Annotated in this window: 21 protein-coding genes; 8 read left to right on the top strand and 13 right to left on the bottom strand. The window is 55.3% G+C overall.

The window, feature by feature from the left end; genetic code table 11:
- Position 1 precedes the first annotated feature (1 nt).
- From citF to ACS603_RS11790, 6 genes are all read left to right on the top strand, one after another.
- Positions 2–1,522 (top strand): citrate lyase subunit alpha, encoded by a 1,521-nt coding sequence (citF, locus tag ACS603_RS11815; protein WP_474944327.1) that lies wholly within the window; start codon positions 2–4, stop codon positions 1,520–1,522.
- Between the two features lie 5 nt (positions 1,523–1,527).
- The gene (gene citX / locus ACS603_RS11810) at positions 1,528–2,070 is read left to right on the top strand and encodes a citrate lyase holo-[acyl-carrier protein] synthase (protein ID WP_315685851.1); all 543 of its coding nucleotides are present in this window, start codon (positions 1,528–1,530) and stop codon (positions 2,068–2,070) included.
- On the top strand, positions 2,042–2,917 hold the full coding sequence (gene citG, locus ACS603_RS11805; RefSeq protein WP_474944326.1) for a triphosphoribosyl-dephospho-CoA synthase CitG: 876 nt from the start codon (positions 2,042–2,044) through the stop codon (positions 2,915–2,917). Before citX ends, citG begins: the two co-directional genes overlap by 29 nt.
- A 21-nt stretch (positions 2,918–2,938) precedes the next feature.
- The gene (locus tag ACS603_RS11800) at positions 2,939–3,487 is read left to right on the top strand and encodes an RBBP9/YdeN family alpha/beta hydrolase (protein WP_474944325.1); all 549 of its coding nucleotides are present in this window, start codon (positions 2,939–2,941) and stop codon (positions 3,485–3,487) included.
- A 59-nt stretch (positions 3,488–3,546) separates the two neighbouring features.
- Positions 3,547–6,141, top strand: a complete 2,595-nt coding sequence (gene acnB, locus ACS603_RS11795) for a bifunctional aconitate hydratase 2/2-methylisocitrate dehydratase (RefSeq protein WP_474944324.1) — start codon at positions 3,547–3,549, stop codon at positions 6,139–6,141.
- Between the two features lie 95 nt (positions 6,142–6,236).
- Positions 6,237–7,670: an anion permease gene (locus tag ACS603_RS11790; RefSeq protein ID WP_315685847.1), complete on the top strand. Its 1,434-nt coding sequence runs from the start codon at positions 6,237–6,239 to the stop codon at positions 7,668–7,670.
- 61 nt (positions 7,671–7,731) lie between these two features.
- On the opposite strand, the gene narI is transcribed toward ACS603_RS11790, so the two are convergent.
- The 6 genes from narI to ACS603_RS11760 all read right to left on the bottom strand — a co-directional run bounded on the left by narI (position 7,732) and on the right by ACS603_RS11760 (position 16,626).
- Entirely contained in the window at positions 7,732–8,412 is a 681-nt protein-coding gene (narI, locus tag ACS603_RS11785; RefSeq protein ID WP_259829394.1) for a respiratory nitrate reductase subunit gamma, read from the bottom strand.
- Positions 8,409–9,104 (bottom strand): nitrate reductase molybdenum cofactor assembly chaperone, encoded by a 696-nt coding sequence (narW, locus tag ACS603_RS11780; RefSeq protein WP_474944323.1) that lies wholly within the window; start codon positions 9,102–9,104, stop codon positions 8,409–8,411. Before narW ends, narI begins: the two co-directional genes overlap by 4 nt.
- Positions 9,104–10,648: a nitrate reductase subunit beta gene (gene narH, locus ACS603_RS11775; RefSeq protein ID WP_182061202.1), complete on the bottom strand. Its 1,545-nt coding sequence runs from the start codon at positions 10,646–10,648 to the stop codon at positions 9,104–9,106. Before narH ends, narW begins: the two co-directional genes overlap by 1 nt.
- On the bottom strand, positions 10,645–14,385 hold the full coding sequence (locus ACS603_RS11770) for a nitrate reductase subunit alpha (protein ID WP_474944322.1): 3,741 nt from the start codon (positions 14,383–14,385) through the stop codon (positions 10,645–10,647). Before ACS603_RS11770 ends, narH begins: the two co-directional genes overlap by 4 nt.
- A gap of 67 nt (positions 14,386–14,452) precedes the next feature.
- Positions 14,453–15,838, bottom strand: coding sequence for a NarK family nitrate/nitrite MFS transporter (locus ACS603_RS11765; RefSeq protein WP_182061200.1), 1,386 nt, complete (start codon positions 15,836–15,838; stop codon positions 14,453–14,455).
- Between the two features lie 212 nt (positions 15,839–16,050).
- Positions 16,051–16,626 carry a TetR family transcriptional regulator gene (locus tag ACS603_RS11760; protein WP_315685843.1) on the bottom strand — a complete coding sequence of 192 codons (576 nt, stop codon included), beginning with the start codon at positions 16,624–16,626 and terminating at the stop codon, positions 16,051–16,053.
- A 117-nt stretch (positions 16,627–16,743) separates the two neighbouring features.
- On the opposite strand from ACS603_RS11760, the gene ACS603_RS11755 reads away from it, so the two are divergent.
- Complete coding sequence (locus ACS603_RS11755; protein ID WP_474944358.1) at positions 16,744–18,231, top strand: SmvA family efflux MFS transporter; 1,488 nt, start codon at positions 16,744–16,746, stop codon at positions 18,229–18,231.
- A gap of 70 nt (positions 18,232–18,301) precedes the next feature.
- Positions 18,302–20,185 (top strand): potassium transporter Kup, encoded by a 1,884-nt coding sequence (locus ACS603_RS11750; RefSeq protein WP_446493190.1) that lies wholly within the window; start codon positions 18,302–18,304, stop codon positions 20,183–20,185.
- A 39-nt stretch (positions 20,186–20,224) separates the two neighbouring features.
- On the opposite strand, the gene ACS603_RS11745 is transcribed toward ACS603_RS11750, so the two are convergent.
- Genes ACS603_RS11745 through ACS603_RS11715 form a run of 7 tightly spaced genes read right to left on the bottom strand, consistent with a single transcriptional unit; the run spans position 20,225 to position 26,674 of the window.
- Positions 20,225–21,451 carry a Zn-dependent hydrolase gene (locus ACS603_RS11745; RefSeq protein WP_474944321.1) on the bottom strand — a complete coding sequence of 409 codons (1,227 nt, stop codon included), beginning with the start codon at positions 21,449–21,451 and terminating at the stop codon, positions 20,225–20,227.
- Positions 21,448–21,930 carry an L-2-amino-thiazoline-4-carboxylic acid hydrolase gene (locus ACS603_RS11740; RefSeq protein ID WP_182061195.1) on the bottom strand — a complete coding sequence of 161 codons (483 nt, stop codon included), beginning with the start codon at positions 21,928–21,930 and terminating at the stop codon, positions 21,448–21,450. Before ACS603_RS11740 ends, ACS603_RS11745 begins: the two co-directional genes overlap by 4 nt.
- 17 nt (positions 21,931–21,947) lie before the next feature.
- Positions 21,948–23,105, bottom strand: coding sequence for a branched-chain amino acid ABC transporter substrate-binding protein (locus ACS603_RS11735; RefSeq protein ID WP_474944320.1), 1,158 nt, complete (start codon positions 23,103–23,105; stop codon positions 21,948–21,950).
- Between the two features lie 27 nt (positions 23,106–23,132).
- Positions 23,133–23,852 (bottom strand): ABC transporter ATP-binding protein, encoded by a 720-nt coding sequence (locus ACS603_RS11730; protein WP_474944319.1) that lies wholly within the window; start codon positions 23,850–23,852, stop codon positions 23,133–23,135.
- The gene (locus ACS603_RS11725; protein WP_474944318.1) at positions 23,845–24,612 is read right to left on the bottom strand and encodes an ABC transporter ATP-binding protein; all 768 of its coding nucleotides are present in this window, start codon (positions 24,610–24,612) and stop codon (positions 23,845–23,847) included. Before ACS603_RS11725 ends, ACS603_RS11730 begins: the two co-directional genes overlap by 8 nt.
- On the bottom strand, positions 24,609–25,715 hold the full coding sequence (locus tag ACS603_RS11720; protein ID WP_315685839.1) for a branched-chain amino acid ABC transporter permease: 1,107 nt from the start codon (positions 25,713–25,715) through the stop codon (positions 24,609–24,611). Before ACS603_RS11720 ends, ACS603_RS11725 begins: the two co-directional genes overlap by 4 nt.
- Before the next feature lie 8 nt (positions 25,716–25,723).
- Complete coding sequence (locus ACS603_RS11715; protein ID WP_182061190.1) at positions 25,724–26,674, bottom strand: branched-chain amino acid ABC transporter permease; 951 nt, start codon at positions 26,672–26,674, stop codon at positions 25,724–25,726.
- Positions 26,675–26,767 lie beyond the last annotated feature (93 nt).

The raw sequence follows: 26,767 nt of genomic DNA, 5'->3' as shown, positions 1-26,767 counted from the left end.
AATGAGAAACCTAACTGAAACCCTGCATCACATTCCTGGCGTGCGTCGTGAGTACGTCGCGTTTAGCGGTGCGAATGCGACTACGCCTTATCTATCTGACAATCAGCAAAAATATCAGCGCAAACTGTTCGACAGCGTCGATGAAGTACTGGAACGCTGTGACCTTCATGACGGTATGACAGTTTCCTTCCACCACGCTTTCCGTGAAGGGGACAAGGTCATTAACTATGTGATGGATAAACTGGCTGAACGCGGTCTCAAAGGACTCACGCTCGCCTCAAGTTCATTGATGTCCTGCAATACGCCGCTGATTGAACACATCCGAAATGGTGTCATCAGAAAAATCTACACCTCCGGGATGCGCGGTGAGCTGGCGGACGCAATCTCGCACGGGCTAATGGACGAGCCGGTACAAATCCACTCGCACGGCGGGCGTGTGAATTTGATTCAACAGGGTGAGATTGCCATCGATGTCGCGTTTCTGTCGGTATCCTGCTGCGATGAATACGGCAACGCTAGCGGCAATGGCGGCGCGTCTCAGTGTGGCTCGCTCGGGTATGCAATGGTCGACGCGAAATATGCCAAAAAAGTGGTTCTGTTGACCGAAACTCTGAAGCCGTTCCCTAACATGCCCGCCAGCATTGTGCAGGATCAGGTTGATTATATTGTCCAGATTGAGAGCGTGGGGGACCCGGCAAAAATCAGCGTGGGTGCCGCCAGGGTTACCAGCAATCCTCGTGAACTTATGATTGCGCGCTCAGCCGCTGACGTCATTGAACACTCAGGGTATTTCCGCAATGGTTTTTCCATCCAAACCGGCTCAGGCGCGGCGTCAACGGCTTGTACGCGCTTTATGGAAACGCGGATGCGGAAACACAATATTGTCGCCCGGTTTGCGTTGGGAGGGATCACCGGCAGTATTGTCGATCTGCACCAGAAAGGCTTAATTGAAAAGATCCTCGATACGCAAAGTTTTGACGGTGCCGCTGCTGCGTCAATGGCTGCCAACCCGGATCATGTCGAAATATCGACCAACGTCTATGCAAACCCCGCGGCAAAAGCGGCCTGCTGCGACAGGGTGGACGTGGTTATCCTCAGTGCGCTGGAAGTGGATACCCAGTTCAACGTCAATGTGCTGACCGGTTCCGATGGCGTGATGCGCGGTGCGTCGGGCGGTCATTGTGACGTGGCAGCTGCGGCAAATCTCACCATCGTGGTGGCACCGTTGATCCGCAGCCGAATTCCTACTGTTGTCAGACATGTTACCACCCTGGTCACACCAGGCGAGAGTATTGACGTCCTGGTTACCGATCACGGTATTGCCGTTAACCCGGCACGCCCGGAGATCCGCGATCGTCTGATGGCTGCAGGTCTGACCGTCGTGGATATCGAGGCGTTGTACCAAAGAGCGTTGCTCATTTCGGGCGAACCTAAACCTATCGAATTTACCTCGCGCATCGTTGGCGTGGTGCGCTATCGCGACGGCAGCGTGATTGATGTCGTTCGCCAGGTTAAGGAGTAATACATATGACGAATAAAGCATCGAACGCAAAGGTTTCCCTGGAACAGATCCTCGCATCCAGAGAACAGCGGGCGAACCGACAGCAGGCGTGGTTGTTTCAGTCTGAACAGACCGTGGTTTCTGTCACGCTGGTCTGGCCTGGTGAACGTAAGGATAACGAACTCGCCAGACAGGTTATGGCCGTGGCGAATGAAACGCTCGGTGCTTTGTTCCGGGCGCATCACTGGACAGTTTCCCGGCATCAATCGTTACAGCCAGTGACAGGACCTGAAGCCCTCTGGTCAGTGGCGGCACCGGCCTGGATGATCAAACACGTAACCGCGCATCTCGAAGATACCCACGCGTTGGGGCGTCTGTGGGATATCGACGTGCTGTGTCCGAAGACGGGGCTGTTGAAACGTGATGCCATTCAGCAACCGATGCGCAGGTGCTTTATCTGTAGTGAACCCGCACATGCCTGCTCCCGCGCACAGCGCCATTCTCAGGTTGAGCTTTCGCACGTTATTGAGGAGTTAACCCGTGACTACTTCGCTTGCCAGGCATCCTGAGAACGTCGTCCAGCGTTCTGTCGCTGAGCTGGCGGCTGAAGCCATGTACCGGGAAATCGCCTTAACCCCGAAACCTGGCCTTGTGGATCGTGCTAATAACGGCGCACATCAGGACATGACCTTTACGCTGTTTATGGACAGTATCGCGGTTATTACACCCTGGTATTCACTGTTTTTTAAGGCTGGCCGGGAGACTGCCAGCCTTGGGGGGGAGCAAACACTGCGAGCACTAAGACCGATAGGGCTGGCGTGTGAACAGGCCATGTTTGTAGCGACCGGTGGCGTGAATACCCATAAAGGCGGGATCTTCTCTCTGGGGCTGCTGTGCGCCGCAGCCGGACGGTTAACGCAGCGGAATGTAGAGCTCACTCAGCGCAGCCTGTGCGAAGAAACCCGCGTTATATGCAGAGGTATTGTTGAGCAGGAGTTGAAAAAGTCAGGTGTCGCAAAAACGAAGGGCGAGCAGCTATTCCAGACCTTTGGATTCACCGGGGCGAGAGGGGAAGCCGCCAGTGGCTTTATTACCGTCCGCACGTTTGGTCTTCCACTGCTGGAAAGCTCGTTCCAACAGGGCGCGTCTGAACGTGAGGGCCTGTTAAGAATGTTACTCGGACTGATGGCGGAAAATCCCGACACTAACGTTATTTCGCGGGGTGGGGTAACTGGGCTGAATTACGTGCGACGCTATGCCAGGCGATTATTAAAAATTAAAAATCTGAATTCAAAAATATTAGAAAATGCATTAACCAGAATGGACGCGGAATTGATCCGCAGAAATTTAAGCCCTGGAGGAAGTGCTGATCTTCTTGCCGTCGGATGGTTATTGTCTCAATTCCCGCAGGAATAATAGCTAAACAAGGAAAACGTCATGATTGAACAACGACTTCAGCAACTCAGTGACCGTTACACCATTATTCTGGTGCCGGGGTTAAGAGACAGCGATGAATATCACTGGCAGAGTTGCTGGGGGCGGCGTTTTCCTTTCTGGAAACGTATACAGCAAAAAGACTGGTTAGAGCCCGATCTTGAAAAATGGGTGTCGGCCATCAGACGAGAATTGGCAATCTCTCTGCTGCCTGCGATCCTGGTCGGACACAGCTTTGGCGCTCTGGCATCTTGCAGGCTGTTGCAATCCCGGCAAGAGAATGTAGCCGGAATAGTGATGGTTGCGCCAGCGGAACCAGCTTACTTTGGGCTGGAAGAGGCCATCCAGACAAGTGCGTTACCCGTTCCCTGCATTCTGTTTGCCAGCAGAAACGATCCTCTGATGCCTTTCGCACGGGCCCAATTCTGGGCTACGTACTGGGGGGGGCTTTTAATCGATATCGGTGAGGCCGGACATATTAATTCAGAGTCGGGTCATGGTGAATGGCATTACGGTCTGGAACGACTGACTGAATTCTGTGAACAGATTTAAGCGTATTTAAATATCCACGATTAACGCTCAGGGAATAATTATCCCTAACAGGAGAGCATATGTTAGATGATTACAATCTGCACATGAAGTCGCGTGCAGAAGAGGGTATTCCTGCAAAACCGTTAACCGCCGAACAAACGCTCGCGGTGGTTAACGGCTTAATGTGCGGTAGGTCAGAACAACAGATTGCGTTAATAGATTTATTAACAAACAGTGTGCCTCCTGGGGTTGATCCGGCGGCCAGGGTTAAAGCCGATTTTCTGTTTAAGGTTGCTCTTGGGGAATGCAACGTCAGCGGTCTTTCACCTGAAAAAGCCACTACGTTGCTCGGTTCAATGCAGGGGGGCTACAACGTCCAGCCGCTGATAGATCTTCTGGATCATCCTGTGCTAGGCGCCATTGCCGCTAAACAGCTTTCAGCAACTATCCTTATCTTCGAAAAATTCACCCTGGTGGAAACTAAAGCGGCGAACGGTAATGTCCGTGCCAAAGAGGTGCTTAATGCCTGGGCAAACGCCGAGTGGTTTACCCATCGACCAGCAATGCCTGAAAAAATCACCCTCAAGGTCTTCAAAGTACCCGGTGAGACCAACACTGACGATCTCTCTCCCGCGCCTGTGGCCTGGTCGCGCCCGGATATTCCGCAGCACGCGCTGTCGATGCTCAGCAACGCTCGTGAAGGGGTAAAGCCTGATGAACCTGGCGTACGTGGGCCATTGCGCCAACTGGCGGAATTAAAAGAGGCGGGCTGGCCACTGGTCTATGTTGGCGATGTCGTGGGAACAGGGTCATCACGTAAATCCGCCACCAACTCTATCTTGTGGCATATCGGTAACGATATTCCATTTGTTCCGAACAAGCGGAACGGCGGATTTGTATTTGGCGGCAAGATCGCCCCCATTTTCTTTAATACGCTGGAAGATTCGGGTGCCTTGCCGGTAGAGATGGATGTCTCCGCACTGACAACCGGGATGCTTATCGATCTCTATCCTTACCAGGGCGAAATTCGTGAAACGGAAACCCAGCGGCTGGTCACGACGTTCACCCTTAAAACCGACGTTCTGCTGGATGAAGTACGGGCAGGCGGGCGCATCCCGCTGATTATCGGGCGTAGCCTGACGGCTAAAGCGCGGGAGTCTCTGAATCTTCCGTCATCAGAGATCTTCCGCCAGCCTGCCGCGCCTGTGGCCTCCAGCGCAGGTTTTACCCTGGCGCAAAAGATGGTGGGCAAAGCCTGTGGAGTGGTGGGGATCCGTCCGGGGCAGTATTGCGAACCGAAAATCAGCACCGTGGGATCTCAGGACACTACCGGTGGTATGACCCGCGATGAACTTACGGATCTTGCCTGTCTGACATTTTCGGCGGATCTGGTGATGCAGTCTTTCTGCCACACCTCCGCGTATCCGAAGTCTGTTGACATTCAACTGCATGAAACCCTGCCGCAGTTCATCACCAGCCGCAAAGGGGTCGCGCTCAAACCTGGCGACGGTATTATCCATTCCTGGCTGAACCGTATGCTACTCCCGGACACGGTGGGAACCGGAGCGGATTCGCATACCCGTTTCCCGCTGGGGATTTCGTTCCCGGGTGGTTCCGGGTTGGTGGCTTTCGCGGCTGCAACGGGCATTATGCCGCTAGATATGCCGGAATCTGTGCTGGTGCGTTTCAAGGGCGAGATGCAAAAAGGGATCACACTGCGCGATCTGGTTCATGCCATTCCGCTCTATGCCAGAAAACAGGGGCTGTTGACGGTTGAGAAAAAAAACAAGCGTAACGTTTTCTCTGGCCGGATCCTCGAAATAGAGGGGCTGGATACGTTAAGTGCAGAGCAAGCGTTTGAACTTGCTGATGCCTCTGCTGAGCGCTCTGCCGCCGCGTGCGTCATGCGTCTGTCGGAAGACAAAGTCGCGCAGTACCTTCGCTCCAATGTGGCACTGCTGCGCTGGATGATTAAGCAGGGTTATGAGGACGCCACCACACTTGAACGGCGCATCACGGAAATCGAGTCATGGCTGGCTAATCCGTATCTGCTGTCCGCCGATTCTGACGCTGAGTATGCGGCAATTATTGACATTGACCTCAATGAAATCGCCGAGCCAGTGGTGTGCGCACCAGACGATCCGGATGACGCGCGTTTTCTTTCAGAGGTTGCCAGTATGCCAATCGAAGAGGTGTTTATTGGCTCCTGCATGACCAATATTGGTCACTTCCGCGCGGCAGGGAAAATTATGTCCGATGCCAAAGAAAACAAGGCGCGCCTGTGGCTGGCCCCACCGACTAAAATGGATGCCCAGCAACTCGCCCGGGAGGGGTATTTTAATCAGTTTATAAAATCCGGCGCGAGAATTGAGCCTGCGGGCTGTTCCCTGTGCATGGGGAACCAGGCGAGGGTAAGGGAGGGGAGTAACGTGGTATCGACCTCCACCCGAAATTTTCCAAACCGTCTGGGAACGAATGCGAAAGTTTACCTGGCGTCGGCTGAGTTAAGTACCGTTGCCGCTATTATCGGGAAAATGCCAACTGTAGAAGAATATTTAAGTTATATCGATAAACTTCACGATTCGAATGAAAAAATCTACCTCGATCTCAGTTTTGATACTCTCCCTGAATATCAAAGTGCGGAGGGTGATAATATCACGGTGATCAATCTGTAGCCGTTTACTCTTTTTTGATAAAACATTTAAAGTCAGCGGAGATTTCTCCGAGGGGAGACCTCCGCTATTCAGGGAACATTTCTCATGGGTGAGACATGATTAAATCAAACATTTTGAAAACAATCTTACTTGCCGGAATAATATTGTTATCGATATTTATTCCTCCGCCTGATGGATTAACCCGAGAGGCATGGATTCTGGCAGGTATTTATTTTTCCGCCATCGTTGGGCTGGTCATTAAACCTTATCCTGAACCCGTTATTATGTTGGTTGCGGTGGCATTAACCTGTTTTACTATCACGAAATTCGCCGATTCTCCGGTGAAATCAACGGATGTCCTGAGTGGATATGCTTCAGGAACAACCTGGCTTGTTTTTAGCGCCTTTACGCTTAGCGCGGCGTTTGTCACCACCGGGCTGGGAAAGCGGCTCGCCTACTGGTTTATCCTTAAATTTGGCAGTACGACACTCAGGTTAGGATACGTAACCGCATTACTGGATCTGGTACTTGCACCCGCCACGCCGTCAAATACGGCGCGTGCGGGTGGTGTCGTTTTTCCTATTATCAACAGTATTGCGATGGTATTAGGTTCGACGCCAAAAGAATCACCGTGTAAGGCTGGCCGTTATCTGATGGTCAATGTGTATATGGTAACCAAAACGACCAGCTATATGTTCTTAACCGGATTCGCAGGGAATGCCTTAGCGCTACAGTTAATTTCCGATATTTTCCATATTCATATTAGCTGGACTGGCTGGATGCTGGCGGGGGCTCCTCTTGGGTTATTGATGTTGAGTGTCATTCCCTATATATGCTACCGGGTATCCGCTCCAGAAATAAAACAAATCAATAATATTGATATTGCAACTAATGGGCTTAATGAAATTGGCCCGATGAATGTTAAAGAGAAGGGATTAGTTGTTGTTTTTATCACTGCATTAATGGGCTGGATTTTCTCACATCACCTTGGGCTAAATGAATCCTCGGTCGCCATCATCGCAATGGGTGGCGCATTGTTGTTTAATATCATCAGCTGGGGTGACGTTCTGCAAAATAAAGGGGGCTGGAATACGCTTATCTGGTATGGCGGCATCATTGGCCTTAGCTCGACGCTCAGCAAAGAGGGCTTTTTCCATTGGCTGGCTGCGTTCCTGTCTGAACATCTGGACTTCCTCAGTGCCGGTAATATGACCATCTTCATCATCGTATTTTTGAGTGTGCTGGTACGTTATTTCTTTGCTTCTGGCGGGGCATATGTGGCAGCTATGGTTCCGGTCTTTGCCACTGTGGGACTGGTCACCGGAACAGCACCCGTGCTACTGGCGCTGGCGATTCTGTTTTCCAATTCATATGGTGGCTGTATTACGCATTATGGTGGTGCTGCGGGGCCTATTATCTTCGCTTCGGGGTATAACGACATTAAATCGTGGTGGGTTATTGGCACTATCGTGGCGTTATGTACGTTTTTGATCCACATGCTTTTCGGCATTCCCTGGTGGGGTTTCCTGCTGCAACACGGGATGCTGTAATTTGAATTGCCCGGTAGCGGCTTCGCGACCGGGCTTATTGTAACGTGAAGGACGCAGCCGACTAGCGGCGTGAACGTACTACCTGATACCGGCGCGTCAGATACTCCACCGGCGCGCTCCACACGTGCACCAGACGCGTGAACGGGAACAGCAGGAAGATGGTCATCCCCAGTACCAGGTGAACGCGGAAGATAAACGCCACACCGTCCAGATGCGCTGACGCACCACCGCGGAAGGTGACGACCGCCTGCGCCCAGTCCACCAGTTTCAGCATTTCACTGCCGTCCGGGTGTTGAGCTGAAAACGGGATCGTGGTCAGACCGAGAATACACTGTACCAGCAGCACGCAGAGGATCAGGATATCGGCAGTTGATGAGGTCGCCCGGATACGCGGGTTGGTCAGCCGGCGCACCAGCAGACCCGCACCGCCCACCAGCGTCAGCACACCGCATACGCCGCCAGCAATCATTGCCAGCAATTGCTTTTGCGACATCGGCAGGAACCACGAATAAACCCAGTGTGGCGTCAGCATCCCGAACAGGTGGCCGAAGAAGATCCCCAGAATGCCGATATGGAACAAGTTCGACCACAGCACCATCCCGCGTTTATCCAGCATCTGGCTCGATGACGCTCGCCAGGTGTACTGCCCGTAGTCGTAGCGCAGCCAGCTTCCCACCAGAAAAACCGTGCCGCACAGGTAAGGGTAGATATCGTAGAAAAAGACGTTCAGATACTGGATCATTTTGGGCCTCCGGCGCTGACGTCGACATACTGCGGGGCGACGTCCTGGCTAAAGCGTCGTTGATATTGCTGCATCGGCGAGCTGTCGCACGATGTGGCGTTGTCCTCAATAAACTTAACCTGTTCCTCTTCCCAGATGGCATCCAGCGCCTGACGGGTATCATCCCGTTTTTCGCCGGAAACCTGTTTTGCCACGCTGTCGCTGGTAAGGCGGCTGCCAGCAAGCGACAACAGGGCGTCAAACAGCTGATAATGCGCCACACCGCGTTGTTTCAGGCGTCCGCCAATCAGCGCCAGGATCGGCGCAACGTTTTGCAGCCCTTCGCGTGCTTCGTCATCGGTGACGATACTGAGGTATTCCAGATACAGCGGCAGATAGTCCGGCAGTTCGCGGCAGTCCAGCTGAAGCCCGGCTTTCTCATACTGACTCATCAGATCGACCATTGCCTGTCCGCGATCGCGGGATTCCGCATGAACATGTTCGAACAGCAGCAGCGAGGTTGCGCGGCCACGCTCAAACACTTCACACCACTCAGCCTGTTTATCCAGCAGGTTTGCGCCCAGGTGCTGCCGGGCAAACGGCAGCAGCACGGGCGCATCCTGCGCAATAAGCGAAAGCGCTTCGTCGCGGCTTTCCCACAGTGTTTCATCGGGATACTCAATCAGCAGCGCGATGATTTTAAGGATTTGCATTATTCTCCCTCCCCGTGTTCGCGCACCTCGGAGATGTTGATGGCATCAATGCGATGGCTGTTGAAGAGGTTAAATTTGGTGTCGGAGCCGTGGCAGCCGTCGCCAAAGGTAAAGCCGCAGCCGTTTTTCTCCGGGAAGGCGTCCTGCGCCATTTCGCGGTGGCTGGTTGGGATCACAAAGCGGTCTTCATAGTTGGCAATCGCCAGATAACGGTACATCTCCTCAACCTGTTCCACGCTCAGGCCCACTTCCTCGATGGCGCGGGTATCGGTCACGCCCTCAACGGTCTGGGAGCGTTTGTAATGGCGCATCGCCATCATGCGTTTCAGGGCGCGCAACACCGGCCCGGTATCGCCTGCGCTGAGCATGTTCGCCAGGTACTGCACCGGAATACGCAGGTTTTCTACGGCAGGGAGCACGCCGTCGTTCATCGGCAGGCCACCCGCGTCAGCGTAAGACTGAATCGGCGACAGCGGCGGCACATACCAGACCATCGGCAGGGTGCGGTATTCCGGATGCAGCGGCAGGGCCAGCTTCCAGTCCATCGCCATTTTATAAACCGGTGAACGCTGGGCGGCATCAATCACGTTCTGCGGAATGCCTTGTTTCACCGCTTCTTCAATCACTGCGGGATCGTGCGGGTCGAGGAACACATCGCACTGACGCTCGTAGAGATCGGTTTCATGCTCGGTGCTCGCCGCTTCTTCGATGCGGTCTGCGTCATACAGCAGTACGCCGAGGTAACGAATACGCCCGACGCAGGTTTCCGAGCAGACGGTCGGCTGGCCTGATTCAATGCGCGGATAGCAGAAGATGCATTTTTCTGACTTGCCGCTCTTCCAGTTGAAGTAGATTTTTTTGTACGGGCAGCCGCTGATGCACATGCGCCAGCCGCGGCACTTGTCCTGGTCTATCAGCACAATGCCGTCTTCTTCACGCTTGTAGATAGCGCCGCTCGGGCAGGTGGCGACACAGCTCGGGTTGAGGCAGTGTTCACACAGGCGCGGCAGGTACATCATGAAGGTGTTTTCAAACTGGCCGTACATCTCTTTCTGGATCTTCTGGAAGTTGCGGTCGCGGGCGCGTTTTTCGAACTCACCGCCCAGCAGCTCTTCCCAGTTCGGGCCGCCGACGATTTTGTCCATCCGTTTGCCGCTAATCAGCGAGCGCGGGCGGGCGGTGGGCAGGTGGTCTCCCTCCGGTGCGCGGTGCAGATCCTGGTAGTCGAAAGTGAAGGGTTCGTAGTAATCGTCAATGCCCGGCAGGGACGGGTTGGCGAAGATTTTCGACAGAACGCCCACGCGGCTGCCGAGGCGTGGCGTCAGTTTGCCGGTAATACCGCGTACCCAGCCGCCTTGCCACTCCTCCTGATCTTCCCAGTTTTTCGGGTAGCCGATACCTGGCTTGGTTTCGACGTTGTTGAACCACGCATATTCCATGCCTTCACGCCCGGTCCAGACGTTTTTACAGGTGACCGAGCAGGTGTGGCAGCCAATGCATTTATCGAGATTCAGTACCATTCCAACCTGTGAGCGTATTTTCATTTTTTCGCCTCCTGAACCTGATCCCGACCTTCGCCGTCCAGCCAGTTAATGTTTTTCATTTTGCGGATCATGATGAATTCGTCGCGGTTGGAGCCGACGGTACCGTAGTAGTTGAAGCTGTACGCCAGCTGCGCGTAACCGCCGATCATGTGCGTCGGTTTCGGGCAAACGCGCGTCACTGAGTTGTGAATACCGCCACGACGGCCGGTCACTTCTGAACCCGGAATGTTCAGAATGCGCTCCTGAGCGTGGTACATCATGGTCATGCCCGGCGGCACGCGCTGGCTGACCACCGCGCGGGCGGTGAGGGCGCCGTTGGCGTTGAAGGCTTCGATCCAGTCGTTATCCTCAATGCCTAACTCTTTGGCGTCCATCTCGCTTATCCAGACAATCGGCCCGCCGCGAGACAGGGTCTGCATCAGCAGGTTTTCGCTGTAGGTGGAGTGAATGCCCCATTTCTGGTGCGGTGTCAGGAAGTTCAGCGCTTTCTCCGGGAAGCCGTTCGGTGGGATCTCGCGCATGTGGGTGACGCTGCGGGTATCAATTGGCGGACGATAGGCCACCAGGCTCTCCCCGAATGCACGCATCCAGGTGTGATCCTGATACAGCTGCTGACGCCCGGAAATCGTCCGCCACGGGATCAGTTCGTGTACGTTGGTGTACCCGGCGTTATAAGAAACATGCTCGCTCTCAAGACCAGACCATGTCGGGCTGGAGATGATTTTGCGCGGCTGGGCCTGGATATCGCGGAAGCGGATTTTCTCGTCTTCTTTGTTGATTGCCAGGTGCGTGTGATCGCGTCCGGTCAGTTGCCCGAGCGCTTCCCAGGCTTTTACCGCCACCTGGCCGTTGGTTTCTGGTGCCAGGGCGAGGATCACCTCAGAGGCATCAATCGCTGTTTCAATCAGTGGGCGACCTTTTGCCGGGCCGTCGAGCTTGACGTAGTTCAGCTTGCCGAGGAAATCGACCTCGGTTTGCGTGTTCCACGAAATGCCTTTCCCGCCGTTGCCAAGCTTATCCAGCAGTGGGCCGAGGGAAGTGAAGCGTTCATAGGTATCCGGGTAGTTACGTTCCACCACCGCAATACTCGGAGCAGTTTTACCGGGGATAAGGTCACATTCCCCTTTGCGCCAGTCCTGGATATCAAACGGCTGCGACAGCTCCGCCGGGGAGTCATGCTGTAGCGGTTGTAGCACCACGTCCGTTTCGCTGCCCAGATGGCCGACACATACTTCAGAGAAAACTTTGGCGATGCCTTTGTAGATCTCCCAGTCGCTACGGGATTCCCACGCCGGGTCAACGGCGGCTGAAAGTGGGTGAATAAAAGGATGCATATCCGAGGTATTCATGTCGTCTTTTTCATACCAGGTGGCGGTTGGCAGGACGATATCCGAGAACAGGCAGGTACTCGACATACGGAAATCAAGCGTCACCAGCAGGTCGAGCTTGCCTTCTATGGCTTTAGTCTGCCATTCCACCTCTTCGGGTTTGACATCATCCGTTGAGCCTAAATCCTCGCCCTGAATTCCGCTTTCGGTACCGAGCAAATATTTGAGCATGTACTCGTGGCCTTTACCGGACGAGCCAAGCAGGTTAGAGCGCCAGACAAACAGGTTACGCGGATGGTTTTTGCCGTTGTCTGGTTGTTCACAGGCAAAGCGGATATCACCCGATTTTAACGCCTGGACGGTGTACTCCTGCGGTGTCATTCCGGCAGCATCCGAGCGGGCCTCGATGTGCAGCGGGTTGAGGTTAAGCTGCGGTGCAGACGGCAGCCAGCCCATGCGTTCAGCGCGCACGTTAAAGTCGATCAGATGCCCGGTGAATTTAGAGGCATCCGCCAGCGGAGAGAGCAGTTCCTGCGCGGTCAGTTTTTCGTAGCGCCACTGGCTCGCATGGTTGTAGAAATATGAGGTGCTGTTCATCTGACGCGGCGGACGGTTCCAGTCCAGCGCGAAGGCCAGCGGCAGCCAGCCGGTTTGTGGGCGCAGCTTTTCCTGGCCGACATAGTGCGACCAGCCGCCGCCGCTTTGCCCGACACAGCCGCAGAAGACCAGCATGTTGATCATCCCACGGTAATTCATGTCCATGTGATACCAGTGGTTCACCCCAGCCCCGAGAATAATCATGGAGCGGCCATGGGTTTTATTCGCGGTATCGGCAAACTCGCGGGCAATTTTTTCAATCAGATACGCCGGTACGCCGGTAATCTGCGCGCCCCAGGCAGGGGTGTAGGCTTTGATTTCAGCGTATTCTTTCGCGGCATTGGTATCTTCCAGACCGCGATCAAGACCGTAGTTTGCCAGCACCAGATCATACACGCTGACCACGCGTTTCTGGCTGCCATCGGCCAGCGTCAGGGTTTTGCTGGGCACGCGGCGAACCAGGACCGGCTCTTGTTTCACGCTGCGGAAATGCGGGTTCTCGTTGCCACCGAAGTAGGGGAAGGCGACATCGGCGATACTGTCGTGGGTGATCAGCAAAGAGAGCGTAAGCTCCGTTTCATGACCGGCCGCCAGCGGCTCGAGGTTCCATTTGCCTTTTTCGCCCCAGCGAAAACCAATTGAGCCATTCGGTGCGACCAGGTTACCGGCGATATCAAAGGCGATGGTTTTCCATTCCGGGTTATTGGCTTCACCAAGCCCGTCAGCCAGGTCTGATGCGCGCAACATTCGGCCAGGAACCACATAGCCATCGTCCCGCTCATCCAGCATAACCAGCATCGGCATGTCCGTGTAACGGCGGCAGTAGTTCAGAAAATAGTCGCTTGGGTTATTCAGGTGGAATTCTTTGAGGATCACATGCCCCATCGCCATGGCCAGGGCGCTGTCGGTGCCTTGTTTTGGCGCCAGCCACTGGTCACTGAGTTTCGCAACTTCGGAGAAATCCGGGGTAATGGCAACGGTTTTGGTGCCTTTGTAGCGGACTTCGGTAAAGAAGTGGGCATCGGGCGTGCGGGTCTGCGGCACGTTAGAGCCCCAGGCGATGATATAGCTGGAGTTGTACCAGTCGGCAGATTCCGGTACGTCGGTCTGCTCGCCCCAGGTCATCGGCGATGCGGGCGGTAAATCGCAGTACCAGTCATAGAAGCTCAGGCAGGTTCCGCCTAACAGCGAGAGATAGCGTGTCCCGGCAGCGTAAGAAACCATCGACATCGCCGGAATAGGTGAGAAACCGGCCACGCGATCCGGGCCAAAATTCTTGATAGTCCAGACGTTGGCGGCGGCGATCAGCTGGTTCAGCTCTTTCCAGTTCGAGCGGATAAACCCGCCGCGCCCGCGCGCCTGTTTATAGCTTTGGCTCTTTTGCGGGTCACGCTGGATGGCATCCCATGCCAGCACCGGATCGTTATGCTGTGCCAGCGCGTCGCGCCACAGTTCAATCAGCTTACGGCGCACCAGCGGGTATTTCAGGCGGTTGGCGCTGTACAGATACCAGGAGTAGCTTGCGCCACGTGGGCAGCCGCGTGGTTCGTGGTTCGGTAAATCCGGGCGGGTGCGGGGGTAGTCGGTTTGCTGCGTTTCCCAGGTCACTAACCCGTTTTTGACATAGATTTTCCAGCTACAGGAGCCGGTACAGTTCACGCCGTGGGTGGATCGCACAATTTTGTCGAACTGCCAGCGCTGGCGATAGCTGTCCTCCCAGTCACGGTTGGTGTTGTACACCTGCCCGTGTCCATCGGCGAACGTATCGCCTTTTTGTTTGAAATAACGAAAGCGATCCAACAGTTTACTCATGACATTTCTCCTGCTCCGATAACATTGCCGGAAAGCACTGCACCGCTCGCCGGCGAAAGGCTATTAGTTATTTTTGTGAGGATTTACGGCCATAAACCAGCCAGGTGACGAATACGCAGACGATGTAAAACACGAGGAAAACTTTCATGGCGCCAACCGGCGAGCCGGTCATGGCAAGCGAAGTGCCAAAGGCTTTAGGGATAAAGAACCCGCCCACCGCACCAATGGCCGAAATAAAGCCCAGCGCGGCCGCCGTTTCGGTGACGGCTTCATGCTGGGCCTGTTCGTCAGTGCCACCTTGTTGCTTCACGCGGGTAATGGTTATCTGGCGAAAGATGACGGCAATCATCTGGAAGGTTGAGCCACTGCCCAGTCCGGCGGTCAGGAACAGGCCCATAAACACCAGATAGAACGCGACAAAGCTGCCGGAACCTGAACCGGGCAGCGTCAGGAACAGCAGGGCGCTGAAAATCGCCATAAACACGAAGTTAATCAGCGTAACGCGCACGCCGCCAAGCCGGTCAGATATCATCCCGCCCGCAGAACGGGCCAGCGCACCAATTAAGGGGCCAAAGAAGGCGAGGTGCAGGATGTTCACATCCGGGAACTGAGTTTTCGACAGCATGGCAAAGCCTGCGGAGAAACCGATAAACGATCCGAACGTTGCCAGGTAAAGCAGGCTTAACAGCCAGAGGTGAAAGCGTTTCAGCACCGGAAGCTGGCTGGCGATAGAGGCCTTAGAACTGGCGATATCGTTCATACCAAAGAAGGCGGCGATGGTAGCCAGCAGCAGAAGCGGCGCCCATATCCAGGCGGCATTGGCCAGCCACAGAGTCGAGCCATCATCCTGAGGCACGCCATCCACGCCGAGAAATGTGTACATTGGCAGGAAAATGACCAGCGGTGCGACCAGTTGCATCACGCTGACGCCCAGATTCCCCAGCCCGCCGTTGATACCCAGCGCGCTGCCCTGTTTTGCTTTCGGAAAGAAGAAGCTGATGTTACCCATGCTGGAAGCAAAGTTTGCTCCGGCAAAGCCGCACAGCAGGGCGATTACAATAAAGATCCAGTAGGGGGTGGCCGTATTCTGCACGGCGATGCCCAGCCAGACGCAGGGAACAATCAAAATTACGGTGCTTAATATCGTCCAGTAACGGCCGCCAAATATCGGCACCATAAAGGAGTAGGGAACGCGTAATATGGCACCCGAAAGCGAAGGTAATGCGGTTAACATGAACAACTGGTCGGTGGTGAAATTAAATCCGACTTTATTAAGATTCACCGTAATGGCGCTAAATAACATCCATACGCAAAAAGCTAAAAGCAGACAAGCGACAGATATAACAAGGTTTCTTCGGGCAATCCCTTTTCCTTTGTTCTCCCAAAAATCGCTGTTTTCTGGTTTCCAGTTACTAAGTAGATAATGATTATTTTTCTCACTTTGTTGTGACATATCGCCCTCTTGCTTACGCACAATGAATGGAAAAGTGAATTGAAAACAAACAGATATCTTGTGTCGCGTTGTGCGGGGTTATTGGAATTATTGGGATGCAGTTGAAAGGATAGATAAAAAAAGCGAACCCACGACCCGGGAATGGAATAGTGGATTCGCTTTATGTGTTACTAATTGTAACCTTTGCTGGATTTAATACTCCATAGTGGGTATTAAAACAATTCCAGAGTGATTAATTTATCAAGATGTTTATTAAATGCGGCATTGTCCATTTCAGGCATATTTAAAACGTATATACCGTCCAGGCCGCAGACCAGCCCAATCAAACGCCAGGCAATATTTTCTGCCCGGTCTGTCAGGGTAAATTCTTTTGATTCTGCGCCGCCCCGGATAATGGCCACCGTTTCCTGGTGCCACATTTCCATCGTCATGATGTACGCACTTTTGATTTCCGGGTCACGGCTTGCGAGGATTTGCGCTTCCCGCCATAGCCTGATGTAGGGTTCAAATCCGCCGTCATCGCTGCCCAGCATCCCGTGCAGGCGCTCCCGCCAGCTGGCGTTTTCAGCGACCACATCGGCATCCAGCAAGGCGCGGATAAGCCGGACAAAGGCTAATGATTTTAATTCGCCGCCAGAGGCAAAATGGTGGTGAACCTGCCCGGTGGCAACGCCCGCTTCGGCGGCGATGCGCCTTACCGTCATTGCGGCCAGCCCTTCGGTTAACGCCACGCGCATGGCCGCCTGAAGAATATCTTCCCGCCGTTCATCCTTGCTCAGATAACGCATTTTTACTCACTCTTAATGGAGATGAAACGAGTGTAACAAAAAAGCTGGACATGCGTTCAACTTTACGTAGGATCGCATCCTGGACATGTGTCCAGGTTTGAAATGAAAAGGACATTTATGTTTCGTCAGTGGTTAGCGTTAGTGATTATCGTGCTGGTCTATATTCCGGTGGCGATTGACGCAACGGTGCTGCACGTGGCGGCGCCGACATTGAGCATGACGCTTGGCGCAAGCGGCAATGAATTGCTGTGGATTATTGATATTTACTCGCTGGTGATGGCGGGGATGGTGCTGCCGATGGGCGCGCTGGGTGACCGCATTGGCTTTAAGCGCTTGCTGATGATTGGCAGTACGCTGTTTGGTCTCTCATCGCTGGCTGCGGCGTTTGCACCTTCTGCGGGCTGGCTGATTGCCGCGCGGGCATCTCTGGCGATTGGGGCGGCGATGATCATTCCGGCTACCCTTGCCGGGATCCGCACGCTGTTTATCGATGCCCGGCATCGCAATATCGCGCTTGGGGTATGGGCCGCAGTCGGTTCAGGTGGTGCCGCGTTTGGGCCGCTTATCGGCGGAATGCTGCTTGAGCATTTTTACTGGGGCTCGGTTTTTTTGATCAACGTACCGATCGTGGTGGTGGTGGTTTCACTGGCGGCGCGATTTGTCCCTGCACAGCAAGGCCGCCCGGAGCAGCCGCTGAATATCAGCCACGCCATCATGCTGATCGTCGCCATCTTACTGCTGGTGTATAGCGCAAAAACGGCGCTGAAAGGCGCGCTTGCCCCGTGGATGGTGGCGTGTACGCTGCTTACCGGCGCGGTGATGTTGTTTGTTTTTGTGCGCATTCAGTTGCGCGCCCATGTACCGATGATTGACATGCGCCTGTTCTGCCATCGCATCATCTTAAGCGGTGTGGTGATGGCAATGACCGCTATGATTGCGCTGGTGGGATTCGAGTTGCTGATGGCTCAGGAGCTCCAGTTCGTTCACGGTTTTACGCCGTTTGAGGCCGGGATGTTTATGCTGCCGCTGATGGTTGCCAGCGGGTTCAGCGGCCCTATTGCCGGGGTGCTGGTCGGGCGTCTGGGGCTACGGATTGTGGCCGCCGGGGGCATGGGGTTGAGCGCGATAAGTTTCATTGGGCTGTCGTTGCTTGATTTCAGCACCCAGCAGTGGCAGGCGTGGAGCCTGATGGTGTTGCTGGGGTTTAGCGCCGCCAGTGCGCTGCTGGCGTCTACATCCGCCATTATGGCTGCCGCGCCGAAAGAGAAAGCCGCTGCCGCAGGGGCCATCGAAACCATGTCCTATGAACTGGGGGCCGGGCTGGGGATTGCCATTTTTGGCCTGCTGTTAACCCGCAGTTTTTCGGCATCGATAACTCTGCCGGAAGGGTTAACCCCGGCGCTGACCGACAAAGCCTCATCGTCAATTGGTGAAGCGGTGAAAGTCGCCCAGGAGTTGACGCCAGCGTTGGGAGATTCCGTGATCGCCGCGGCGAAAACGGCTTTTATTACGTCACACAGCGTGGCGCTGGGCAGTGCTGGCGGCATGTTGCTGCTGCTTGCCATCGGGATCTGGTTCAGCCTCTCAAAGGTGAATCAAAGCTAGCAGCGTGTTGGCGTGAAAAAGGGATGTGGGCTATGATTTTTAAAGGATTATTAGACTCAAGCTGGATTTTATGAACCTGCTCAACAGCAGTGAAACATCGTCCGCATCCCCCCGGGCAGTCTTGCTGGCGGGCAGTGCGCTTGGTGTGGTGTTCGGTGATATCGGCACCAGCCCGCTCTATACCTTCAAAACGGTGCTGTCGTTGTCCGGGCATGACCCGACACCCGCGGTCATTTTAGGCCTGCTCTCGCTGATTACCTGGACGCTTATCCTGGTCACTTCAGTTAAATATGCCGCGTTCGCCATGCGCATTGATAACCACGGCGAGGGCGGCATCATGGCATTAATGTCATTGCTGGTTGAAAAGGGGAAAGGCGGGCGCTGGGTGATATTTGCGGCGCTGGTTGGCGCGGCGTTAATTTACGGTGACGGGGCGATCACCCCGGCCATCTCCGTGCTCTCAGCGTTAGAAGGCCTGGAAATTGTTATCCCGGCGTCTAAACCCTTCATCCTGCCTGCAACGGTTGCCATTTTGCTGGCACTCTTTTTTATTCAGCCTTTTGGCACCGCCAGAATTGGCAAAATTTTTGGCCCGATCATGGCGTTGTGGTTTTTCACCATCGCCGCGCTGGGGGTATGGGGTATAACGCAGCACCCGGCGGTACTGCTGGCCCTGAATCCGTACTACGGCATCACTTTTTTGCTCTCAAATGGTTTTACCAGTTTTCTGGTGTTAGGCGGGGTTTTCCTTTGCGTCACCGGCGCGGAAGCCCTGTACGCGGATATGGGCCATTTTGGTAAAAAACCTATCTGGCTGGCCTGGTATGGGGTGGTCTTTCCCGCGCTGCTGCTCAATTACGCCGGGCAATCGGCGTTGATACTGGCGGGTGCAGACAGCACTAAAAACGTCTTCTTTATGCTGTGTCCCGGCGTGCTCCAGGTTCCGCTGATTGTTCTTGCCGCACTGGCGACCATTATTGCCAGCCAGGCGATTATCACCGGCGCTTTCTCGATGACCCGACAGGCGATCCAACTTGGCTGGCTGCCGCGCTTGCGGATCAAGCAGACTGCCGCCGAAAGCTACGGGCAGATTTATATCGGTGCGATCAACTGGCTGCTGATGGTGGTAACCATCGGGCTGGTCGTGTTCTTTAAATCGTCTGATAAACTTGCTGCCGCCTATGGCATCGCCGTGTCGTTAACCATGCTGATGACAACCGGCTTGCTGTTTGTCGCCATGCGTGAAATATGGCGCTGGAGCTTGTTCAGCAGTGCATTGATAGCCATGCTGTTTTTCATCATCGATACCAGTTTCTTATTCGCCAATATGATTAAAGTCCTTGAAGGGGGGTACATCCCGCTGTTGCTGGCCGCTGCCATCTGCACCGTTATGCTGATCTGGAATCGCGGGATTAAGGCGGTAGCAAAGGCGATTGGCGAGAAAGGGATCAGTGTCGATGGTTTCTTTTCGGCACTTTCGCAAAAAGAGGTGCCCAGAGTGGCGGGCTCGGCCATCTTTTTGACGCGCACCCGGGATAACATCCCGCCCGTGATGCGCTGGCATGTGGCACGAAACCGCGCCTTACAGCGCGAAGTGCTCTCCCTGACGATTGATATTCTCAACGTGCCTTACGTGGATGATGAACAGCGAATCGAAGTGATGCAACGCGCCCCGGGATACTGGCATGGCATCGCGCAATACGGTTTTATGGAGCACCCGGACATCCCGCATTTGCTGCAAGGGGTAAGTGAAATCAACGCGATATTTGCGACCGATGATGCAACCTGGTACGTCGGGCATGAAACCATTGTCGCGGGTGAAGGCACTGCGGGGATGGCGGTCTGGCAGCGCCACATCTTTGCCTTTATGAAGCGCAACTGTACGCATGTTATCAATCACTACCATCTGCCGAGCGACAGGGTGGTCGAAATCAGCCGACGCGTTGCGATATAGGTTCTGGCGAAAGCAGAGCGCATCTGCTTTCGCACAGTGTTATTGCTCCTGAGCCGCCGCCAGCACGCTGTGCAGCAGCACATTCGCCCCTTTCTCTGACCATTCCGGCAGGATCTTTTCTGCTTCGTTATGGCTGATGCCTTTCACGCACGGAATGAAAATCATGCTCGCCGGGGCAATTTTGCTGACATAACAGGTGTCATGCCCCGCGCCGGATACCATCGGTTTTGATGAATAACCCAGTGCCGCCACGGCCTGCTCGGTACGGGCCAGACACTGCGGGTTAAATGCGATCGGCGCGTAGTCAAAAATGCGCTCAACAATGGCGGTGACGCCGCGTGCAACGAGTGATTCCGCCGCCTGATGCAGTGCCGACTCCATCGCTTCAAGCGCATCCTGCGCCGGGTGGCGAAACTCCACACTGCACACCACGCGAGACGGCACCACGTTGCGCGAGTTCGGCGTGACCTGCGCCATGCCGATAGTGGCGCGGCCATCCGGCTGATGCTGATAGCCAATCTCTTCCACCTTTAATGCCAGTTCGGCAAAGGCGGTTAATGCATCGCGTCGGCTGTGCATTGGGGTCGTACCTGCATGAGCGGCAAAGCCGTCAAGGGTTATCGTAAACCAGCGCTGGCCCATTGCGGCCCGCACCAGCCCGATATCAATGGCTTCATCTTCCAGAATCGGCCCCTGTTCGATGTGCAGCTCGTAACAGGCGTGAACCGGAAATGCCTGTGCCGGTTGTTCACCGCGATAGCCGATAGCGTCAAGCGCTTCACCAACGGTAACCCCCGCGTTATCGCCCCTGGCGTGGGCGTATGCTTCGCTAAACTGCCCGGTCCAGACCCCGGAAGAGAGCATCGCCGGCGCAAAGCGCGCGCCTTCTTCGTTGGTCCAGTTCACCAGCACGATATCGCGTTCGGTTTCCACCTGGTTATCGTTCAGGGTACGCAACAATTCAAGCCCTGCCAGCACACCGTAAATCCCGTCGTAGTTTCCGCCAAGCGGCTGGGAATCAACGTGCGATCCGGTCATCACCGGAGCCAGAGCCCGGTTTTTCCCGGCGCGGCGGATAAACATGTTGCCCATGGTGTCCACATCACAGGTAAAACCGGCGTCAAGCGCCCAGTCGCGCAGCAGGTTGCGTGCTATCCGGTCTTCTTCGCTTAACGCCAGACGGGTAACGCCACCGGCGGGCGTGCCGCCGATTTGTGCCATCATTTCCAGCGTAGCCCACAGGCGCTGTGCGTTTACGCGCATCATGCTTTGTCCTTTGTGCTGCGATAGCGGAAGTCGCAGCATGAACCACCCTGCATGATGGTGGATGTGCGGGTCAGCTCCACATCCGGTGCATAACCGACAATGAATTTTTCATCGCGGGCGCAGGAGAGCAGATGCCCGATTTCGCCAAGCCCCATCTCGTGGTACATCTCGGCGTAGCGGCAGCGGGTCACGTTGTAGTTGTACTGCTGCTCGTCGGCGTCGATCACTTTGACGTCCAGTGCGTTGTCTTTCTCCCACAGATATTGCAGGGCGATAAAGCTCTTCACATCCGCGCCGTTGGGCTCTTTGCTGGCAAATTCTTTGCCCGCATCGATAGCGGCCTGTTCAATGGCCTCGCCAATCACCGCCTGGGCGCGGGTTTTCCCTATCTCGCGCACCAGGATTTCATAAATTGGCTTAATAATTTCTGCTTCAATTTTGCGGCGGGCGAGAATGCCCAGCTCATTATTATCACTCATCACATTGCCTCACTGCGTTACTTCGCTTTGGTGCCGCCCAGTATGGTCTGCGGCTGCCATTTGCCATCCACCACTTTGTACACGGTGAAGGACGGCTCTTTCAGGTTGCCTTCTTTATCAAACGCAATCTGTCCGGTGACGCCAGAGTAGTTAATGGCGCGCAGGGCGGGCAGGTATTCAGACGGGTCAACGGAGTTGGCTTTTTCCATCGCGGCAACCAGTACACGGGCGGCGTCATAAGCGAACGGCGCGTGTAATTCGATATGGGTGTGATAACGGGACTGATACGCCTGCTCGAAGGCTTTACCGCCCGGCATCTGATCAACCGGCAGACCCGGCTCCAGCGCCACAACACCTTCGCCTTCTTTCTGCGCCAGTTGCAGGAAGGTCTGGCTGACGAATCCGCCTGCGCCCATCAGTGTGGCGTTCATGCCGAGCTGTTTGATACGGCGCGCCAGCGGTGCGGCCTGGCTGTCTACGCCGCCGAAGAAGATCAGGTCAGCATTTTTGCTGCGGATGGCCGTCAGAACGGCGCTGAAATCCACGGTTTTGTCATCAACGTACTGGCGATCAACAATCTTAACGCCCTGGGCTTCCAGCGATTTGATAAATTCGTCGGCCAGACCCTGACCAAATGCGGTACGGTCGTCGATCACCGCAATGCGTTTTGCTTTCAGGGTGTTTACCGCGTACTGCCCGGCAAACTGGCCACCGTCATCGTCATGGCCCATCACGCGGAAGCTGGTGTCGAAGCCCTGTTTGGTATAGGCGTGACCGGTGGCGACAGGGGCAACCTGAGCGATACCGGCATCGTGATACACGCGCGCGGCCGGAATACTGGTGCCGGTGTTCCAGTGGCCCACCACACCAGCCACGCCGCTGTCGACCAGACGCTGCGCAACCGCTACAGCGGTGCGTGGGTCAGACTGATCGTCTTCGGATTGCAGTTTGAAGGTAACGGCTTTGCCGCCGATGGTCGGATGCTGTTTGTTGATATCGTCGATGGCCAGTTGAGCGCCATTTTCCAGATCCTTACCGATACGGGCAGACGGGCCGGTTAACGGGCCCGCCAGGCCGATAACAACGGTTTCGCTATCTGCTGACCATGCGCCCGTTGAGGCAAAACCACTGAGCAGAATGGCGGCGCTGAGCGCACTGATTTTTACTGTTTTCATTGTTTTCCCTGATGTTGGTTGGTGTGGTTAAAGGGGCATTTCGCCCAAATAAATCTGTGCTATCTGGTCGTCGTCCAGCATGGCTTTCGACGCGCCGTGATGAACGATGCTGCCGCTGTCCATCACCCACGCGTTGTCGGTCACTTCTAGCGCCAGGCGCGCGTTTTGTTCAATCAGCAGCAGGGCCACGCCGCGTTCACGCAGCCCGGAAATGACGGCAAAAATGTTCTCTACCATTTTCGGTGCCAGCCCCATCGACGGTTCATCGAGGATCAGCAAACGCGGGCGGCTGAGTAGAGCGCGGTTAAGCGCCAGCAGCTGTTGTTCACCACCGGAAAGCAGCCCCGCCAGCTGGTGCTGGCGCTCGCCGAGGCGCGGGAAGCGTTCAAATATCGCATTCATTTCATGTTTTACTGTGACAGTGTCACGTCTTGGCCAGGCTCCCATCTGTAAGTTTTCCAGTACCGTCATGCGGGCAAAGATGCCACGACCTTCGGGCACCATCACCAGCCCGTCACGCAGCAGGGCTTCCGGCTTGTGTTTACGCACATTTTTGCCGCTGAAGGTGATGCTGCCGCTGAAACTTTCCAGCCCGGTAATGGCCCGCACGGTGGAGCTTTTCCCTGCGCCGTTGGCGCCGATCAGCGTGGCTTGTTCGCCTTCATGCAGGGTAAAGGAGACATCGCGCACGGCCTGAATGCCGCCGTAATGCACGTCAAGACGCTCAACCTTTAATAACTCAGACATGCGCATTGCCTCCTAACCAGGCGGCAATCACGGCCGGGTCGCGGCGTACGCTGTCCGGCGTGCCGCTGGCGAGCGTTTTGCCATAATCAAGAACCGTCAGACGGTCGCAGATGCCCATCACCAGCTTGACGTCATGCTCGATCATCAGCAGGGTTTTACCGTCGTCACGAATGCGGGTAAGCAGTTCACCAAGTGCCACTTTCTCTGCCGCGTTCATACCGGCGGCCGGTTCGTCGAGCGCCAGTAGCAGCGGATCGGTTGCCAGCGCGCGGGCAATCTCCAGCCGACGCTGGTGGCCGTAAGCCAGATCGCAGGCGCGGTAGTGGGCGAATTTTGCAATGCCGGTATATTCCAGCCAGTGCCAGGCTTGTTCGCGGGTGTCGGTTTCTTCTGCCCGTGCGCGCTTGTGGCGACTGAGTGCAGCCCACAGCCCGTTGCGGGTGCGTACATGGCGGCCGACCATCACGTTTTCCAGCACCGACATCTGGTTAAACAGGCGCACGTTCTGGAAGGTGCGCGCGATCCCGGCGGCAGTGACTTTCTCAATCTGCTTCGGGTAATAGGGTTTATCGGCAATCAGAAATTCGCCGCTGTCGGCCGGGTATAACCCGGTTATCAGGTTAAAACAGGTGGTTTTACCCGCGCCGTTAGGGCCAATCAGGCCGTAGATTTCACCCTTGTTGATTGAGAGTGAAACATCGTCCACGGCGGTCAGGCCGCCGAAGCGTTTGGACATCTTGCGAACGGTGAGCAGACTCATGCTTGTACCTCCTTGTGACGCACCGGCCAGATCCCGGATGGACGAAGGAGCATCACCAGCACCAGCGCCAGGCCGTAAAACAGCTGACGGAGAATTTCCGGGTCAATCAGCACCGTTCCGAACAGCGCCTGCTGTACAGGGGCAGCCTGGCTGCGCAACAGCTCCGGTAGTGCGGTCAGTAGAACAGCGCCGAGGATAACGCCGGGGATGTGCCCCATACCACCCAGCACCACCATCGCCAGTACGGCGATAGACTCCTGCAACGTGAAGGATTCTGGCGAGACAAAGCCCTGAAACGCACCAAACAGCGCGCCCGCCACGCCGCCAAAAGAGGCGCCCATGGCAAAGGCCAGCAGCTTATAGTTGCGCACGTTGATCCCCATCGCGCGGGCCACGTCTTCATCTTCACGGATGGCGTGCCAGGCGCGGCCAATACGTGAGTGTTGCAGGCGCACGCAGACAAAAATGATCGCCACAATTACCAGCATCAGCAGGTAGTACCACAGCCAGAGCGCAGGTACTTTAACGCCGAACCAGTGGTACACGCCGCTGAACTTCAGGCCGAAAAGGTTCAGCGTATCCACGCCGGTAATGCCTTTCGCGCCGTTGGTGATATTGACCGGGCGGTCGAGGTTACGCATCAGGATGCGGATAATCTCGCCAAAGCCCAGCGTTACGATCGCCAGATAATCCCCGCGCAGCTTAAGCGTCGGTGCGCCGAGCACGATGCCGCACACCGCGGCGACGAGGGCCGCGACCGGAATAATCAGCAGATAGGATGTATGCAGTCCGTCGGGGAACCACACGGCGAGGATCGGGAAAACCTCAAGCAGATGCGGTGAGGCCAGCAGGGCGGCCAGATACGCCCCCACGGCGTAAAAGGCGATAAAGCCCATATCCAGCAGCCCGGTGTAGCCGACCACGATGTTCAGTCCCAGCGCCAGCATGATGTAGAGCAGAGCGAAGTCGATTACCCGCACCCAGTAGTTGCCGCCAAGCTGGCTGGCAATAATAGGTGCAAGCAACAGGGCGAGGCAAAACAGGGTCATTCCTGACCAGAATTTACGGGTGGCGACAGGAGTCTGTAATTGTACGGTTGTCATAGTGTTCCTTACGCCCTGTGTGCCACACGTTCGCCGAGCAGGCCCGCCGGACGGAAGACCAGCACCAGGATCAGCACCATGAACGCAAACACGTCCTGGTAGTTACTGCCGAATACGCCATTGGTGAGTTCACCGAGATAGCCCGCGCCCAGTGCTTCGATGATGCCGAGTAAAATCCCGCCTACCATCGCGCCACGGATATTGCCGATACCGCCCAGAACAGCCGCCGTGAAGGCTTTGATCCCCGGTAAAAAGCCCATCGAGAAACTGGCGTTGCCGTAGTTGCTGGCCATCATCACGCCCGCCAGCGCGGCAAACACACCGCCGATAGCGAAGGTCAGGGTGATAATGGCGTTAGGGTTAACGCCCATCAACGTGGCGACACGGGGATTTTCGGCAACCGCACGCATTCCTCTTCCAAGGCGGGTGTATTCAACCAGCAGCCACAGCGCGGTCATGACGACCAGCGCCAGCACCACGGTCACAATACCGGTGACGGTGACAATGGCTGGAGGATGGGCTTCACTGCCTGCGGTGACGGCAATCGGGTCCATTGGCAAGATCTGCGGGAACATCAGCGGATTTCGTGTCCAGACGATCATCGCCACGGTCTGCAGCAATACCGAAACGCCAATCCCGGAGATCAGCGGCGCCAGACGTGGCGCGTTGCGCAGGCGGCGATACGCAAAGCGTTCAACCGCCATTGCCAGCAGGGCGCAGACGCCCATTGCAATCACCAGCGCGCAGCCCAGCTGAAGCAGCAGCGGCAGATGCGGAAAGGTATTATTCAGGACATTAATGGCAGAAAGCGTGGTAAGCGCGCCAACCATCAGAATATCGCCGTGGGCAAAGTTAATAATGCGCAAGATGCCATACACCATGGTATAGCCCAGCGCGATCAGCGCGTAGATGCTTCCCAGCATCACACCGTTGATCAGTTGTTGTATGAGTGTATCCAACGTTTGTACCCGACAAATTGCTCTTTCAGCGGCTACCATCTAATAATTGAATTAAATTGTAAAATACACATATATTATTTCTTATGAAAAACC

The sequence above is a fragment of the Enterobacter sp. Li2LvB3 genome (genome assembly GCF_056156645.1).
This window is presented reverse-complemented; position numbering and strand designations above follow the sequence as displayed.